Origin of the sequence: Amycolatopsis sp. NPDC051373 (assembly GCF_040689465.1) — a bacterium.
Lineage (GTDB): Bacteria > Actinomycetota > Actinomycetes > Mycobacteriales > Pseudonocardiaceae > Amycolatopsis.
In genome coordinates, this window is record NZ_JBFBAE010000008.1 from 287,904 (window position 1) to 303,288 (window position 15,385).

A 15,385-nucleotide genomic window follows, 5' to 3' on the forward strand; every position below is an offset into this window, starting at 1 on the left:
GAGTGTAGCTTCCGAAACATGGGAAACGCCATCTCGATCTCCGGCCTTCACAAGTCGTTCGGCCGGACAAAGGCCCTCGACGGCCTCGATCTCCAGGTTCCCGTGGGGGAAGTCCACGGCTTTCTCGGCCCGAACGGCGCCGGGAAGTCCACCACTGTCCGGGTTCTGCTCGGACTGCTGCACGCCGACGCGGGCGAAGTGAGCCTGCTCGACGGCGATCCGTGGCGCGACGCGGCGAGCCTGCACCACCGCCTCGCCTACGTGCCCGGCGATGTCAACCTCTGGCCCAATCTGTCGGGCGGCGAGGTGATCGACCTGCTCGGGCGCCTGCGCGGCGGGCTCGACCAGAGCCGGCGCAAGGACCTCATCGAGCGGTTCGACCTCGACCCGCGCAAGAAGGGCCGCACCTACTCGAAGGGCAACCGGCAGAAGGTCGCCATCGTGGCCGCGCTCGCGTCCACTGTGGACCTGCTGATCCTCGACGAGCCGACCTCAGGCCTCGACCCGCTCATGGAATCCGTGTTCCAGGAGTGCATCCAGGAGGAACGCGCGCAGGGCCGCACCGTGCTGCTGTCGAGCCACATCCTCGCGGAGGTGGAAGCGTTGTGCGACGAGGTGAGCATCATCCGCAACGGCCGCACCGTCGAATCCGGCACGCTCGCCGAGCTGCGCCACCTCACCCGCACGTCGATCACCGCGGAGCTGGCCGGCCCACCCAACGGCCTGGCCAAGCTCGCCGACATCCACGACCTCGAGGTCACCGGCAACCGCGTGCGCTTCGACGTCGAGACGCGCTCGCTCGACGACGCGTTGCGCCAGCTCACGCAGGTCGGCGTGCGCAGCCTGGTGAGCCAGCCGCCGACTCTGGAGGAGCTCTTCCTCCGCCACTACACCGAGGGGACCGCGAAATGACCGCGACCCTCACGCGGGCGCCGGCCTCGAACACGGCGCTCGTCGGCACCTGGCACCTCACGCGGCTGGCGCTGCGGCGCGACCGCGTGATCCTGCCGATCTGGATCGTGCTGCTCAGCATCGTCCCGGCCGCCACGGTGTCGAGCTACGATCAGTTCTACCCCGACGCCGCCAGCCGCGCGGCGCTCACCGCGGGCGCGCTGGCCAATCCGTCGTTCTCCCTGCTCTACGGCCCGGCCTTCGACCTCACGACGGCGGGCGGCTTCATCGCGTGGCGCATGGGCGGGTTCCTCGCGCTGCTCATCGGGCTGATGGCCGTCTTCACGATCACGCGCCACACGCGCCGAGGAGGACTCGGGCCGTGCGGAGCTGCTGGCGTCCACTGTGGTCGGTCGCTACGCGGCACTGACGGCAGCCGTCCTCGTGTCCGGCGCGGCGAGCGTGCTGATCGGCGTGATCCAGGTCGGCACCATGATCAGCGCGAAGCTGCCGGCCGAAGGCGCGCTGGCCTTCGGCGCGGGCACGGCGTCGGCGGGCCTGGTGTTCACGGGCGTCGCGGCGGTGGCCGTGCAGCTCGCCGAGTACTCGCGCACGGCCAACGGCATCGGCACCGCCGTGATCGGCGTCGCCTTCCTGCTGCGCGGCGCGGGCGACTCGACGTCCGACGCCCACTGGCTCTCGTGGCTCTCGCCGATCGGCTGGTCGCAGCAGGTGCGCCCCTTCGCGGGTGAACGCTGGTGGGTGCTGTTGCTGCCCGTCGCGTTCAGCTTGGTGCTCGGCGCCGCCGGTTACGCCCTCCTGCCGCGACGCGACGTCGGCACCGGCTTGGTGCCGCCCCGTCCGGGGCCGGCGGGTGGCGCGCCTTCACTGCGCACGCCGTTCGCGCTGGCATGGCGACTGCAACGCGGCCCCCTGCTGGGCTGGGTCATCGACTTCGCTGTCGGCGGCGCGCTGTTCGGCTCCATCGCGAACGGCATCTCCGGCCTCGTCGGCGACACCGAGCAGACGCGCCAGATCTTCGAGCGCCTCGGCGGTTCCGACGCGATCGTCGATGCGTTCCTCGCGACGATGGTGAGCCTGTTCGCCATGCTCAGCGCGCTGTACGGCGTCCAGGCGACACTGCGGATGCGCACCGAGGAGACGGGCGTGCGCTTCGAACCGCTCCTCGCCACCCGCGTCGGCCGCCTCCGGCTGGCCGCGAGCCACCTCGTGTTCGCGTACGTCGGGACGGCGCTGCTGGTACTCGTCGGCGGGGTGCTGCTGGGCATTTCGCACGGCCTGCGATCCGGCGATGTCGGCGGTTCCGTGGCCGACATGCTGACGGCCGTGCTGGTGCAGGTACCGGCGACGTGGGTGATCGTTTCGGTGTGCACGCTGCTTTTCGGGCTGCTGCCGCGGTTCACCGGCCTCGCCTGGGCCGCGGGCGCGCTGGGGCTGCTGATCAGCCTGTTCGGGCCAGTGGTGAACGCGCCGCAGGCAGTGCTGGACGTTTCGCCGTTCCAGCACCCGCCGAAGCTCCCGGGCGCGGCTTTCACGGCGACGCCGATCGTGTGGCTGCTAGGGGTCGCGGTGGTGTGCCTGGTGCTCGGCCTGTTCGGCTGGCGCCGGCGGGACGTGGGTTAGCGAACGGTCCCGTCGGGCCCCACGACCAGGCGGGCTTGAACTCCCGGTTCGCCGCAGTGGCTCGCTCGGGATGCCTGGGGGCGGACGGTCGTTCGCTGGGGTTCGCCACCGTCGAACACGACCTTGACGTCAACGGCCGCGGCGGGCAGTCCGGGGATTTCGACGAACCCGTACCGCCCGCCGGTCGGCACGGCCGACGCCGCGCAGGCGGTCGGGGTGCAGGTGGTGGGGCCGGGGGTGGTTGCTGTTCGAAGCTCCACCTGGCGCGGGGTGCACTGGGCGGCCCAGCACGCGGTCACTTCGGCTCGGCTGAACTGCCCTGCCGGCACGTCGATGGCCAATCCTGCGGGCGCGGCGATCGCGGGGCACGTCGGCGTTGGTGGGCTGCAGGCGGCGAGGCTGAGCAGGAGGACAGCGGCTAGGTGTCTTCGCACGTCAGCCAGACGTGCGGTGCCGGCCCGCTGGTTGCATCACCACTGCGCCGAGGCGACGTTGGGCGCGATGACCGACGTCGGACGCAACGACGTCGGCGACCCCGACCCCGATCCCGACACCGGCGCGGGCGGCTCGCGGGTCACGGAGACTGTCGCGGTCGTCGTGCTCGGCGGCGGCGCGGGTTCCGACATCGACTGCGACTGCGTGACCGTCACCGGGGGTGGTGGCTGGCCAGTCACCGTCACCGTGACCGGCTGCGCGGGTGGCGGCGACGACGGAACAGACGAATCGGCCGGACGGGTCGGTGAGTTCCCGGCCACGAGGAGTGCCGCCACGAGCAGACCGACGGCAAAGCCGGCCAGCCCGGTTACGACGACAGAACCCCAGGTCGGAGCCGTGTTGGACAAACCGGCACCTCCCTCGCCGAGCCGACGCGCGGGTACGAGGAGTAGTCGCGTTGATCTTATGCCCCGTTACAGGCTGTGCAAGTTGAGCTGGCTGGAATCAGGTTTGTGATCAGGTGGCATCGCGCCGCAGATCCGAGGTACTCGGTGACGCGTCCCGGCTGCTCTGCCCAGGAGCAAACGTTGTTCAGCACCACCGGGTTCTGCCGATTCATCTCGCCACCAGCGTCACCCCTTGCGGCCCTGACCGCTCTGGCGGCACTCGCACCGGCGCTGCAGCTCTTCACCGCCACGGCAGCGCCCCGCTCGGCGCCCGCCAATTGCCCTTTGCGAGGCGCTCACCAGGCAAAACCCCCGCCCTCCCAAGGGGGGCGTCCCATCTCCATTCTACCGGCCGGTGCCGACAGGACCGTTGAAAAGCTGCGCAGAGGCCCGAGTTGTCCACAACTCGGTGTCACTGTGGATAACTCGGGCGAACGCGCGGGGCGGACCTCGGCGGGTTGCGGGGAAAGGTCACAGAGAGTCGAGGGTGGCAGGGCTCGAGGTTGGATGCGGCGCAGCGATCACAGGCGTTGGGTACGACTCCTCAGCCATGACCTCGGGCGCGCCGGTCGCGATTCCGGCGCTGAGCCTCACCCCCGCGATCCGGCCTGACTTCACCCCTGCGGAAACTCAACCAACCGCACGAAGGCCGTCGAGCAGGACTCGGATCCGGTCATGACACCCGGGCGAAAAGCGCTCCACCGCAAGAGCGCCGGCCATGAGCGCGGGCACGTGGCCCCGCGCCGAAGTCGGTCCGGACGGCGCCCGCGACCCGCGAGACTTCACCGCTGCGGAGCCTCAGGAACCTGCCGAACCAACCGCGCGCAGCCCGTCAAGCAGGACACGAACCAGATGATGACTACCCGGCGAATACCGCTCCACCGCCAAAGCCCCGACGATCAGCGCACGCAGGTCATCCCCATCGAGATCGGTGCGAACCGCTCCCGCCGCCTGCGCGCGTTCGAGCAGGGCGGCCAGGTTTGTGCGGAACTCGGTGCCGATCTCCGCCTTGTACGCGGAGCCCGTGGTGGCGCCCAGTGCTTCGCAGATCGCGCGGTTGAGGGAGGCCTGCTTGATGACGCGCGCGAAGTAGTCGTAGAACGCCGCGCCCGGGTCTTCGGCGTCGACGAGTTCGCGGGCTTCCAAAGCGAACTGCTCCAGGCGCTCCAGCACCACGGCCTGAAAAAGCGCCTCCTTGCTGGGGAAATGCCGATACACCGTGCCCGCGCCGACGCCCGCGAGCCGCGCGATGTCGTCGAGGGGCACGGCCAGCCCGTCGGCCGCGAAAGCCTCCTCGGCGGCAGCCAGCACCCGGGCCCGGTTGCGGCGCGCGTCGGCGCGCAGCACTGGCTTGTCCACGGGCGTCCTCCTCGATCTCGTTGACAAACGGACTGCTCACTCCGTATCGTGGGAACCGGGTGCACCGTTCCGATTCAACCTCATTCTTCCTCGGAGAAGTCCTGATGAGCAGAACCGTGTCCGAAATCTCGCAGCTCTTCGTCCACAGCATGCAGACGCTCGACCCCGCGCCGCTCGCCGACGTCTTCGCCACCGAAGCCGTGTACGAGCTCCCCTTCCACGGCCACCGCGTCGAAGGCCGCGAAGCGATCCTGGCGACGCTCGGCGACGGCGCCGTCCGCGCCCGTGCGCTCGGGCTGGACGCTGTGCGGGTCGGCATCCGCGAACTGGCCGACGGGTTCGTCGCCGAGCTCACCGTCGAGGGCCGCAACCCGCACACCGGTGAGAGCTACGGGTTTCCGTCGTCGGTCGGTCTGGTGACCGTCCACAATGGAGAGATCACGGCGTACCGCGACTTTCCCAACACCGCGGCGGCGCACGCCATGACCGGTGCTGCGACAGTGTTCCGGCGGTTCCTGGACGCGTCCGTGGAGAACCGCTGGGACGACCTCGCCGACCTCTATGCCGAGGACGTCGTGCTGGAAATGCCCTTCACGCCGGCCGGAGTGCCGCGCCTGACGCACGGGCGCGAAGAGCTGCGCCGCCGGTTCCGCGCCGCGGGCGCAGTGCGCCGGATGACCAAAGCGGACAACGTCGTCGTGCACGAAACAACCGACCCGGCTGTGCTCGTCACGGAGTTCGACCTCCACGGCGAGTTCGGTGGCGAAGCGTTCATCTCGTCGTACGTGATGGTGCTGACCATCCGCGACGGCAAGATCGTCCACACCCGCGACTACACCGACACCGCCGCGGCAGCGAAGCGGATCAACGCCGCTGCACGGTGACCAGCAGAGGCGTGGCGAGCCCGGCCAGCCAACCGGTCGCGTCGAGGGACCACTCGGCGAAAGTCCCGTAGACGGTGACCGCGTGCTGGGGGCCGGCCATTCCAGAAGCTGTCGTCGAACACGGGCGTGATCCCGATGGCAGCGTCGTCGTGCGACTGGTACGTGAACGTGGGCTGCTCGATCGACGCCAAACCGGCGCCGACGGGCAGGACCGCCGGCGACCGGCCGCTGTCGAGGGTCAGCCGATCCGGCGTCCGCAGGGCCGAATCGCTGTCGCCGAACCACTGCGCCGTGCTCGGGGACGGCAGCGGGAAGCGGATCACTGCGTCGCAGTCTGTGCCGCCGGTGGGCTGAAAAGCCGTTCGGCCGTCGAGGTCGTCCAGCCCCACACGCCGGGCACCAGGAGCACTCCCACGACCACGAAAATGGGGAACACCAACCGCGTCTCCACCTTTTTGCCTGTCCGCAGCCGGAAAACCTTCGGTGGCCGGATTTCGTACCAGGTCTCGCCCGCGATGGGCAGTGGGAAGAGGAACGGGCAGCCCGACTCCGTCAGCGAGTCGCCGAGGCAGTGCACGAAACATCCGGCCGCCACGGCGATCCCGAGCCAGCCCGAGATCTGCTGCAGCTGCGCGGCGTGGTCGGGCGGCGCGGTCAGATACCACCACAGGATGGCGCCGATGATGACCGGCAACAGCCAGTCACCCAGGGCGCCTTCCGCGAGCAGCAGACCGAAGAGCATCACACCGAACACGGCCCACGGTCCACCGGCGGAAGCGCCCCACGAAGCGAGCGCACCCAGCCCGGCCGCGAAGAGCACGGTGTGCGACAGGTGGCGGTGCTTGCCGGTCACCTTCTCGTCGCGGGGGCCCTTCGTCAGGGCGTACACGGCCGACGAGACGCGGCGCAGGAGCCACGACAACGCTCCCGTCAGCCAGCCGAGGAGACGGGACGCGCTGGCGCCGGGGTGGTCGAGGTCGGGGAGCAATGCGAAGCCGGCCGTGGTGGCGGCGAAGACCGCCGCCTGGTGCAACGAACCGGCGCCGACCGCGGGCGCGAGGGCGAGGCCCGCGCACCAGCCGGTCAGGGCGTGGGTGCGCCCCATCATCGTAGATCTCCCCCAGGTCGCGAGCGGAATTCAGGTCCGCGCGACCGTATCGGGGATCAGGCGGGCGGTTCCTCCGACACGCTCAGGTGTTCGGCCACTCCCGTGAGCTCGATGACGCGGCTCACGGCCGAGCTGGGGACCACCGCGAGCTCGACGTCCTGCTCACGGGCCTGCCGCTGGGCGTGCAGGACCACGTTCAACGCCGAGGAGTCGAAGAAGGTCACCCCGGTCAGGTCGGCCACCACGCGCTGTGAGCTCTTGTCCGCGATCAACCCGGCAAGGGCTTCCTGCAGCTGCGGGCTGGTGAGCAGGTCGAGCTCACCGTTGACCACCACCCGCGGCTCGGCGGCCTCGGTGTCCAGCGTGATGCCGAACCCGGGAGGGGTGGCGTTCTGGTCGGCTGCGGGCATGCAGTTTCTCCTCGTCAGGCGCTGCTGCTGCTGCGCCGGTACGCGCCTGTATCTCAAGCGGCAACCGTTCACGGTTCCAGGCATCTGGAAAGTCCAACCCTAACCCAGTGGGTGACTGCCGCCGCGTCGGCCGCCACTGTCCCGGACAACGGCACGGGCGGGCAAGAGCCGGACGGCGGCACGGTCATTCCGGCGAACGGCCGCGCGCACAGCGACCCGCGTGCCGACGGGGCACGCGGGGCGGGTTCGGGACTGGGTCAGGCGGACAGCGGGTCGCGCTTGGCGGCGCGGCGTTCACGCATGAACAGCTCACGGCGCTCGATCTCGCCGAGGCCGCCCCAGATGCCGTACGGCTCCTGTACGGTCAGAGCGTGCTTACGGCACTGCGCCAGCACGGGGCAGGTCTGGCAGATCGCCTTGGCGCGCGACTCACGACGCTCGCGCGCGGACCCGCGCTCGTTGTCGGTGTGGAAGAACAGACTGCTGTCCGCGCCACGGCAGGAACCTTGCAGCTGCCACTCCCATTCCTCGGCGACCACGTTGGGCAGCCGGCTCACGTCAGCCATCTCGTCCCCACCTTTCCCGGGATCAGCACTTCGACCGCTACATGCCCGCCGGTCGCGCGAATCAAACCCGGGTTTGGTTTGCTCACACCCCGGGCATGAGCAGACCGGGCAGCACAGGACACGGCCGAGTGAGCCGGAGAGAGGACCGCACGTGGAGGACAACGCCCCGCTCGATCGGGAGGACGCCCAGCTCATCGAGGTGCGGACGGCGGCCATCCCGCACGTGGTGCCCACGCTGCGCACGATCGTCGCGGACATCGCGATGCGCCAGGACTTCGACCTCGACGCCGTGGAAGACCTGCGGATGGCGGTGGACGAGGCGTGCTCGATGCTCCTGCCGTCCGCAGCCGACGGCAAGCTGACCTGCGTCTTCTCCTGGATCGAGGGGCGCATCGAGGTCACCGTGTCGGTGATCGCCGACACCCCGGACCACGGTGACGACACCGGTCTGTCCTGGCAGCTGCTCACGGCGCTGGCCACGTCGGCGCGACGCACGGTGACCCCGGCCGACGGCCGGTACCTCTCCCGGGTTCAGCTCGTCCGGGAGAGTGAGGTGGCGCGCCCGTGACCACCCCCGCCGAAGGCGACGAGACCGATGTGGCGTCGCTGTTCGACGAGCTGGCCCAGCTGCCCGAAGGCTCCCCGCGCCGTGAGGAGATCCGGGACAGACTGGTGCGCGAGCACCTGGAGCTCGCCCGCAACCTCGCGCGGAAGTTCCGCAACCGCGACGAGGCCATGGACGACCTGGTGCAGATCGCGACGGTCGGCCTGATCCACGCCGTCGACCGCTACGACCCGACGCAGGGCACCGACTTCCTGGCCTTCGCCGTCCCCACCATTTCGGGTGAACTGCGTCACCACTTCCGGGACAACAGCTGGTCGGTGCGGGTGCCGCGGCGGCTGAAGGAGCTCAACGCGTCCATCTCCGCCACGCGCGAGGAGCTCACCGTGCGGCTCTCGCGCGCGCCGCGCCCGAGCGAGATAGCGCAGCACCTCGGCGTGCCGATCGAGGACGTCTACGAAGGCCTGCGCGCCGGCCAGGGCCGCTACGGCGCTTCGCTGGACAACCTGCTGGAGAACTCCGCGCACACGCGCTTCGGCGCGCCCGACGCGAACCTCAGCCAGGCGGAGCTGCGCGAGGCGCTGCGGCCCATGTTGGAGAGCCTGCCGGAGCGGGAGCGCAAGATCGTCGCGCTGCGGTTCGGGTCGGGGATGAGCCAGTCGGACATCGCGCGCCGTGTGGGCGTTTCGCAGATGCAGGTGTCGCGTCTGCTCGCGTCGACGCTGAAGAAACTGCGCACGGGACTGGTCGAGACCGACATCACCGAGGGCACTTGATTCGGGGTCCCCCCGCTTGGGTAGTAAGCCGGTGCGAGTAACGGACAGGTCGGGAGGTGTGGAAGCCATGACGACGTCGAAGATGCCGACGCGAGGCGCCACGACACCCGCCACCGTGCGCCTGGCGCTCCCGGACGACGTCACCGCGCCCACGATCGCCCGCCACGCGGTCCGCGCCAAGCTCGATGAGCTGGCGGTGGGCTGCGAATGGCGGGACGACATTCTGCTGGCGACGTCAGAGCTGGTGACCAACGCGTTCGAGCACGGTGAGCGGCCGGATCGGCTGGAGCTGCGGCTGTCGGAGGGACGGCTGGTGGTCTGCGTCTTCGACGCCGGCCAGGAGGTGCCGCGCCTCAAGGAGCCCTCACCGGAGTCGGCGCGCAGCCGGGGGCTGCAGCTGGTCCACGTGCTGTCGCAGGAGTGGGGCTACGAGCCGTGCGCGGGCGGGAAGTACGTCTGGGCAGCGTTCGCGGTGGGACCGGTCGCGTGAGTGCCCGCGGTTGATCCGGGTCCGCTTAGGATCGCTCGTATGGAGACTCGCAAGATCACCCGGCTGGGGCGTGAGGTGTCCGCCGTCGGCCTCGGGTGCTGGCAGCTCGGCGCCGACTGGGGCACCGTCGACGAATCCGAGGCCATGGGCGTGCTGCACGCGGCGGCCGACGAGGGAGTCACGTTCTTCGACACCGCCGACGTCTACGGCGACGGCCGCAGCGAGACGCTGGTCGGCCACTTCCGCCAGGAGCGTGGTGACGGCGTGTTCGTGGCCACGAAGATGGGCCGCCGCGCCGAGCAGGTGCCCGAGAACTACGTCGAGAAGGACTTCCGCGACTGGAACGACCGGTCCCGCCGGAACCTCGGGATGGACACGCTGGACCTCGTCCAGCTCCACTGCCCGCCGACCGCCGTGTACTCGTCGGACGCCGTTTATGACGCGTTGGACCGAATGGTCGACGAGGGCCGGATCAAGGCTTACGGCGTCAGCGTCGAGACGTGCGACGAGGCATTGACGGCGCTTTCGCGGCCGAATGTCGCTTCGGTGCAGATCATCCTGAACTGCCTGCGGCTCAAGCCGCTGGAGCGCGTGCTGCCGACGGCGGTGGAGACGGGCGCGGGGATCATCGCGCGGGTGCCGCTGGCGTCGGGTCTGCTGTCCGGGCGCTACACGGCCGCGACGACCTTCGGGACCGACGACCACCGCAACTTCAACCGGCACGGCGAGGCGTTCGACGTCGGCGAGACCTTTTCGGGGGTGCCGTTCGAGGTCGGGCTGGAGGCTGTGGAGCGCCTGCGGGGGCTGGTACCGGAGGGGCAGACGCTGGCGCAATTCGCGTTGCGGTGGATTCTTGATCAGCTGGGCGTTTCCGTGGTGATCCCGGGCGCGCGCAACGCGGAGCAGGCGCGGGGGAACACGGTTGCGGCCGGGCTGACTCCACTGCCGGAAGAAGCGGCGGCCGGGGTGCGGGCCACGTATGACGAGCTGATCCGGCCGTTGGTGCACGACAAGTGGTGATGAGGTTCGGCTGCGTCTGGGCGTCGGGTGACGATCTGCTGTGACGCGGGATTGTCTGCGCGGGTCCGTCGTGGTGCGGGACTGCCCACGCGGATCCGCCGTAGTGCGGGATCGTCTGCGCGGATCCGCTGTGGTGCGGGATCGTCTGCGCGGGTCCGTCGTGGGTGCGTGAAAGCCGGCGGCCTGTGCTGTCTTGCGCTGCACGCCGATGGCCAGGCGTCGGACTCGGGAGTGGCCGTTCGCGGATGAACCTCCGCGAACGGCCCTCGTCGGCGACCCAGGCCGGTTGTCCACAACTCGTGTCGACTGTGGACAACTCTTGTCGGCAGCGGGTTTTGTCGGTGTGCGCCGGTAGAATGGATCATGGGCGGCCCCCGGGAGGGTGGGTCTCTGGCGTGGCACGGGGTGAGCTCGACCGCAAGAGTTCCTTCGGCTGACAGCAACCGGCGGACGTTCCTCTGAGCTGACAGATACCTGAGTCCCTGAAGGTGCCCTTCTACCCGAGTCCTGAAGGTGCCCATCACCGCTCTACTTGACCGGTGTTATTCGACAGTGAGCGTCAGCCGCTGCACTCCCCAGTCGTTGGCCTGGTTGCCGGGCAGCCAGACGTCCAGGATGTCGCCGGAGATCCAGCTGCCGATGTCGGCCGCGTAGCAGTGGCCGTAGCCCGGGACGGAAATCCGGGTGCCCCAAGGGATGTTGCGGGCGTCGACGGCGCAGAAGCCCGGGCTGGCCTGGTAGCCGAGGGCGGTTTGGGCGATGTCGTTGTAGGCGGTGACGCGGTAGTTGAGCGTGGTGCCCCTGGCGAGGGCGTACGGGGCCAGCGCGCCGGACGAAGAAGCGCAGTACGCCGTGGAGATCTGGCCGAGCGAGCCGGGTGAGTTGTCCTCGGCGGTCATGGCGTAGAGCTGGTAGTTGGCGTTCTGGCAGGGGCTCGCGTCGGTGACCTGGAGCGTCGGCTGGCCCCAGTCGCTGAGCCACTGCAGGGCCTGGCCGTTGCGGAATGCGCGGTAGGCCTTGGCGCCCGGCACGCGGGAGAACGTGAAGGTGACCTTGCCGTCGCCGCCGAGGCCGCCGGAGACGCCGGTGGGCGCGGGCAGGCGGTTGCTCACGTTGACCGCGTCGACGAGGGAGCCCGGGCCGTGGCCGCCGGAGACGGGGCGATCGGGGATCGGGCCGGTGTAGAAGTGCTGGCATGCGGGCAAAGTCGCGGCGCTGGCCGTCGCGACGGGGACGGTGACGAGCGCGCCGAGCGCGAGCACGGCGGCGCTGAGGGCTCTGAGTTTCACTTTTCGGAACCTCCAGTGGGGACCGGGGTGGAGGAACCGTGCACGGGAGACCGACGTTAGGGATCGCCGGGCCAGGCCGTCAATAGGTCTGGACCATTTGGCGGCGCCGCGGTGTCAGAGCGTGGCGAAATACCGCTCGAGCCGCTCGGCCAGCTCAACCGGACGGCTCAACGCGACGCCGTGGGACCCGTCGATCTCGTCGATCGCGTCGGCCTCGAAGCCGAGCCGCTCACGTGCGACGCGCCGCTGCAGCTCGGGCGAGAAGAACTTGTCGTCGCGGCAGAGGAGCACGCGTGTGGGGATGTCGGGCAGCCGCGCGTCGGGCCACGGGTCGTCCCACTCCGCGCTGAGCTGGTCGCGGCTGCGGCTCAAGGCTTCGGCCGCCAGCTCAGGTGGGACGTCGCCGAGGTACGTCTCCGTCTCGGTGAGGCCTGAGCCAGGGCCTTCGAACCCGACGTTGCCCCACCACTGCCCCGGCGCCTCCCCGGGCGCTGGAACCATGCCGGCGAGGAAGACGAGCAACCGCGCGTTTTCCAGCCTCGCAGCGGCCAAGGGAGCGGTGAATCCGCCGTAGGAATGCCCGACCACGACGATGTCCGGCTTCCCCTCCACCGCCGCGGTGGCCGTGGCCGCGAAGTCCGCCAGCTTCGCCTCGGGGTTCCCGATCGGCAGGTCCGGGGCCACCGCTTCGTGGCCGCGCCACAGCAGCTCTTCGACGACGAGGTGCCAATCCCAGCCGCTGCCGCTGCCGCCGTGGATGAGGAGGAAGGTCGCCATGCCGGGGACAGTAACCGAGGGGCCTGACAATTCCGCCGCTACAGCTCAGAATCCGTCCGCAGCGCCCGCAACGTGCCACCACACACCGGGCACGTCGGTGCGACTCCGCTCGCACCGTTGCCGAGCACACAACGCACGCATAACACCGTCGGACAGCTCAGACACTCCATGCCCACCCGCGGTCCGTGGAACCGGACGTCGGCGTCCGAGGGCTCCTCGCGTTCGACCGGGTCACCGCACCGGCGGCAGTAGCCCAGCCCCATCCCGCGCAGGGTTTCCGGCGCCTGCGGGTGTTTGAGGTACGCGGCGTGCGCGAGGTGGACCTCGGCTTCGCCAGTCCGGCCGAGCCGGCCGAGCGCCATGGCGAGCGTGTTGTGCCCGTCGGAGTGGTCAGGCGCCAGCTCGACGCACCTCGTCAACGGCGCGATCGACGCCTTGACGTCACCGGACTCCAGCAGCGACGCGCCGAGGAGGGACTGCGCGTCCACCGACCGCCGGTCGGCGCGCACAGCGTCCTTGAAGGCCTTCGCGGCTTCCTCGCCGCGGCCTTGGCGCCACAGGCTCATCCCCAGCTCGAACGCGTCCCCGCCGTTCGAACGACGTGAAAAGATCCCCATCCCCAGCTCCATTCGGTTGCTTACCGATGCCGGGTTCGAGCCGGGAGGGGTCCCGCGACGGAGATCAGCTCGCAGCCGGGCAGCGGCGCAGCATGTCCTGCAGCGCCGTCTTCTCCCCCGTCGTGATGGTGAGGCCGTAGAAGTGCTTCACGGTCACCCAGTCCGTCGCGTAGGTGCACCAGAACGACACCAGCGGCGGCTTCCACTCGTCGGGTGCCTTGTCACTCTTCTGCTGGTTGAGGTTGTCTGTCACGGCGAACAGCTGGGGGCGCGTGAGGTCGTTGGCGAACTGCTCGCGTTTGTCCTGAGGCCAGTCGCGCGCGCCGCTGGCCCAGGCCTGGCCCAGGGGCACCATGTGGTCGATGTCGACGTCGCCGGGTTTGGTCCAGGTCTCGGCGTCGTAGACGCTGAACCAGGTGCCGGACGTCGGGTTGCAGTCGGCGCCGGCCTTCACGTCCTTGCCGTCGCGCTTGAGCACGAGCTCGCGCGTGTTGCAGTTGTGCCCCTGGTTGTCCCAGTGCGGGAATTTGTCACGGGAGTAGCCGGACATCGACGTGCGCGGCGCGATTTTCAGCTCGGCCAGCTGCTGCGTGACATCGGCGGGTGCGGCTCCCGTGGGGTCGGCGCCGCTTTGCCGCCCGGCGTACCAGATCCCGGCGACGGCCACCACGAGAACCACGACGACCAGCAGAATCCGCTGGGTGGGAAACGTCCGGGCCATGCGCGCGCGATCCTCTCGACGGGTTCGGGAGGCGGCAGTATGCCCGGCGCGAGGCCCGTGACCGCGCCGACACTCTCAGCTGCGCGCGAACCGTGTCCGGGACCACGGTGTCACGTCCGCGGCGCGCGGAGCGACTACCGGGGTGGGGGTAGGCGGAAGGGAGCGTGGCCGATGAGCGGGCGGCTGCGGAAGTGGAACTCGCGCGTCGACGACTACCTGCAGCGCAAGGCCGCGGAAGGCGGCAACGTCGTCGCGATGACACGCCTCGGAGCGGCGCTGCGCGAACGCGGCGAGCAGGCGGAGGCCGAGACGTGGTTCCGCCGCGCCGCGGCCGGCGGCGACCGCATCGCGATGACCGCGTTGGCGAACCTCCTGGCCGAGCGCGGCGTGCTCGACGAAGCCGAACGCTGGTACCACGAGGCCGCCCACGCCGGCGAGCCTCGCGGGATGCTGGGGCTCGGGCGCGCGTACGAACGGCGCGGCCGCGTCGAGGACGCCGAGTACTGGCTCCACGAGGCCGCCGTGACCGGTGACGTCGACGCGATGGGCGCGCTCGGGCACCTGCTCGCCGAACGCGGCCGCTACGACGAGGCCGAGGACTGGTGCCGCCGCGCCGCGAGCGCGGGCAACACGTCCGCGATGATCGACGTCGGCATCGTCATGCGCGAACGCGGCCGCTACAGCGAGGCCACGCGCTGGTGGCGCGAGGCCCTCTCCGACGGGGACCTCTCGGCGACGTGCCTGCTCGGCCGCCAGTCCGAACGCTTCGGCAAGCTCCAGGACGCCGAATCCTGGTACCGCCAGGGCGCGACCTCCGGCAACGTCGAGGCCACCGTCCGCCTGGGCCTGCTCCTGCACCGCCGCGGCGACGTCGACGAGGCCGAAGCCTGGTACCTCGACGCGGCCGAAGCCGGTGACGCCGCCGCGATGACCAACCTCGGCGTCCTGGCCCGCAACCGCGGCGACGAGGGCGAAGCCGCGGCTTGGTACCGCAAGGCCGCGGAGCACGGCAGCGTTCCGGCCCTCACGAACCTCGGGCACCTCGCGGAGGCGCGCGACGAGCTGGCGAAGGCGGAACGGTTCTTCCGCGCGGCGGCGGAGACCGGGGATGTGCAGGGGATGTTGAGCTTGGCCCGGATGCTGCAGGCGCGCGGGGCGGTGGAGGAGGCGGATACGTGGTTGTCGCGGGCGGAGGAGTCTCAGGGGGAGCATGACCGCGCTTGACGACGGGTTCGGGGACCGGCTGGGCACGGGCCCCGTTCAGCCGCTTGACGGAGACGCTCAGCCGCCGAGCGGAGACGCTCAGCCGCCCGGGCAGAGACACACAGCCCCCGCCCTCCCTGGGGGGCGTCCCCGTCCCATTTTATCGGCCCCCATCGACCATTCCGGG

The 15,385-nt window shown here is 70.2% G+C and carries 16 protein-coding genes and 1 pseudogene; 8 read left to right on the forward strand and 9 right to left on the reverse strand.

Annotation, left to right across the window (positions count from 1 at the left end):
* Positions 1-18: 18 nt before the first annotated feature.
* A complete protein-coding gene (locus AB0383_RS17520) occupies positions 19-912 on the forward strand; it encodes an ABC transporter ATP-binding protein (RefSeq protein ID WP_366187865.1) in 894 nt (297 codons plus the stop codon).
* A pseudogene (locus AB0383_RS17525) lies at positions 909-2,535 on the forward strand (ABC transporter permease). Before AB0383_RS17520 ends, AB0383_RS17525 begins: the two are co-directional and overlap by 4 nt.
* 470 nt (positions 2,536-3,005) lie before the next feature.
* Here AB0383_RS17525 and AB0383_RS17530 read toward each other — a convergent pair.
* Positions 3,006-3,377, reverse strand: a complete 372-nt coding sequence (locus tag AB0383_RS17530) for a hypothetical protein (protein WP_366187866.1) — start codon at positions 3,375-3,377, stop codon at positions 3,006-3,008.
* Between the two features lie 837 nt (positions 3,378-4,214).
* Complete coding sequence (locus AB0383_RS17535; RefSeq protein WP_364171918.1) at positions 4,215-4,775, reverse strand: TetR/AcrR family transcriptional regulator; 561 nt, start codon at positions 4,773-4,775, stop codon at positions 4,215-4,217.
* 104 nt (positions 4,776-4,879) lie between these two features.
* Between AB0383_RS17535 and AB0383_RS17540 the strand changes: the two genes are divergently transcribed.
* On the forward strand, positions 4,880-5,659 hold the full coding sequence (locus AB0383_RS17540) for a nuclear transport factor 2 family protein (RefSeq protein ID WP_366187867.1): 780 nt from the start codon (positions 4,880-4,882) through the stop codon (positions 5,657-5,659).
* A gap of 319 nt (positions 5,660-5,978) precedes the next feature.
* On the opposite strand, the gene AB0383_RS17545 is transcribed toward AB0383_RS17540, so the two are convergent.
* The 3 genes from AB0383_RS17545 to AB0383_RS17555 form a co-directional block, all read right to left on the reverse strand.
* On the reverse strand, positions 5,979-6,764 hold the full coding sequence (locus AB0383_RS17545) for a metal-dependent hydrolase (protein ID WP_366187901.1): 786 nt from the start codon (positions 6,762-6,764) through the stop codon (positions 5,979-5,981).
* Positions 6,765-6,823: 59 nt separating this feature from the next.
* On the reverse strand, positions 6,824-7,177 hold the full coding sequence (locus AB0383_RS17550; protein ID WP_220245742.1) for an STAS domain-containing protein: 354 nt from the start codon (positions 7,175-7,177) through the stop codon (positions 6,824-6,826).
* 257 nt (positions 7,178-7,434) lie between these two features.
* On the reverse strand, positions 7,435-7,743 hold the full coding sequence (locus tag AB0383_RS17555) for a WhiB family transcriptional regulator (protein WP_220245741.1): 309 nt from the start codon (positions 7,741-7,743) through the stop codon (positions 7,435-7,437).
* Between the two features lie 151 nt (positions 7,744-7,894).
* Here AB0383_RS17555 and AB0383_RS17560 point away from each other — a divergent pair, with 151 nt between their 5' ends.
* The 4 genes from AB0383_RS17560 to AB0383_RS17575 all read left to right on the forward strand — a co-directional run bounded on the left by AB0383_RS17560 (position 7,895) and on the right by AB0383_RS17575 (position 10,591).
* Positions 7,895-8,311 (forward strand): anti-sigma factor, encoded by a 417-nt coding sequence (locus AB0383_RS17560; protein ID WP_360602158.1) that lies wholly within the window; start codon positions 7,895-7,897, stop codon positions 8,309-8,311.
* The gene (locus tag AB0383_RS17565) at positions 8,308-9,081 is read left to right on the forward strand and encodes a SigB/SigF/SigG family RNA polymerase sigma factor (RefSeq protein WP_364171923.1); all 774 of its coding nucleotides are present in this window, start codon (positions 8,308-8,310) and stop codon (positions 9,079-9,081) included. Before AB0383_RS17560 ends, AB0383_RS17565 begins: the two co-directional genes overlap by 4 nt.
* Before the next feature lie 67 nt (positions 9,082-9,148).
* Positions 9,149-9,571: an ATP-binding protein gene (locus AB0383_RS17570; protein ID WP_366187868.1), complete on the forward strand. Its 423-nt coding sequence runs from the start codon at positions 9,149-9,151 to the stop codon at positions 9,569-9,571.
* A gap of 39 nt (positions 9,572-9,610) precedes the next feature.
* Positions 9,611-10,591: an aldo/keto reductase gene (locus AB0383_RS17575; RefSeq protein ID WP_366187869.1), complete on the forward strand. Its 981-nt coding sequence runs from the start codon at positions 9,611-9,613 to the stop codon at positions 10,589-10,591.
* Between the two features lie 542 nt (positions 10,592-11,133).
* Here the strand turns inward: AB0383_RS17575 and AB0383_RS17580 are convergent.
* The 4 genes from AB0383_RS17580 to AB0383_RS17595 all read right to left on the reverse strand — a co-directional run bounded on the left by AB0383_RS17580 (position 11,134) and on the right by AB0383_RS17595 (position 13,995).
* Positions 11,134-11,880, reverse strand: a complete 747-nt coding sequence (locus tag AB0383_RS17580) for a 3D domain-containing protein (protein ID WP_366187870.1) — start codon at positions 11,878-11,880, stop codon at positions 11,134-11,136.
* 114 nt (positions 11,881-11,994) lie between these two features.
* Complete coding sequence (locus AB0383_RS17585; protein WP_366187871.1) at positions 11,995-12,657, reverse strand: alpha/beta hydrolase; 663 nt, start codon at positions 12,655-12,657, stop codon at positions 11,995-11,997.
* A gap of 38 nt (positions 12,658-12,695) precedes the next feature.
* Positions 12,696-13,274, reverse strand: coding sequence for a tetratricopeptide repeat protein (locus AB0383_RS17590; protein WP_366187872.1), 579 nt, complete (start codon positions 13,272-13,274; stop codon positions 12,696-12,698).
* Positions 13,275-13,338: 64 nt separating this feature from the next.
* The gene (locus AB0383_RS17595) at positions 13,339-13,995 is read right to left on the reverse strand and encodes an HNH endonuclease family protein (RefSeq protein WP_364171933.1); all 657 of its coding nucleotides are present in this window, start codon (positions 13,993-13,995) and stop codon (positions 13,339-13,341) included.
* A gap of 171 nt (positions 13,996-14,166) precedes the next feature.
* Between AB0383_RS17595 and AB0383_RS17600 the strand changes: the two genes are divergently transcribed.
* On the forward strand, positions 14,167-15,219 hold the full coding sequence (locus tag AB0383_RS17600; protein ID WP_366187873.1) for a tetratricopeptide repeat protein: 1,053 nt from the start codon (positions 14,167-14,169) through the stop codon (positions 15,217-15,219).
* The last annotated feature ends 166 nt before the right edge of the window (positions 15,220-15,385 follow it).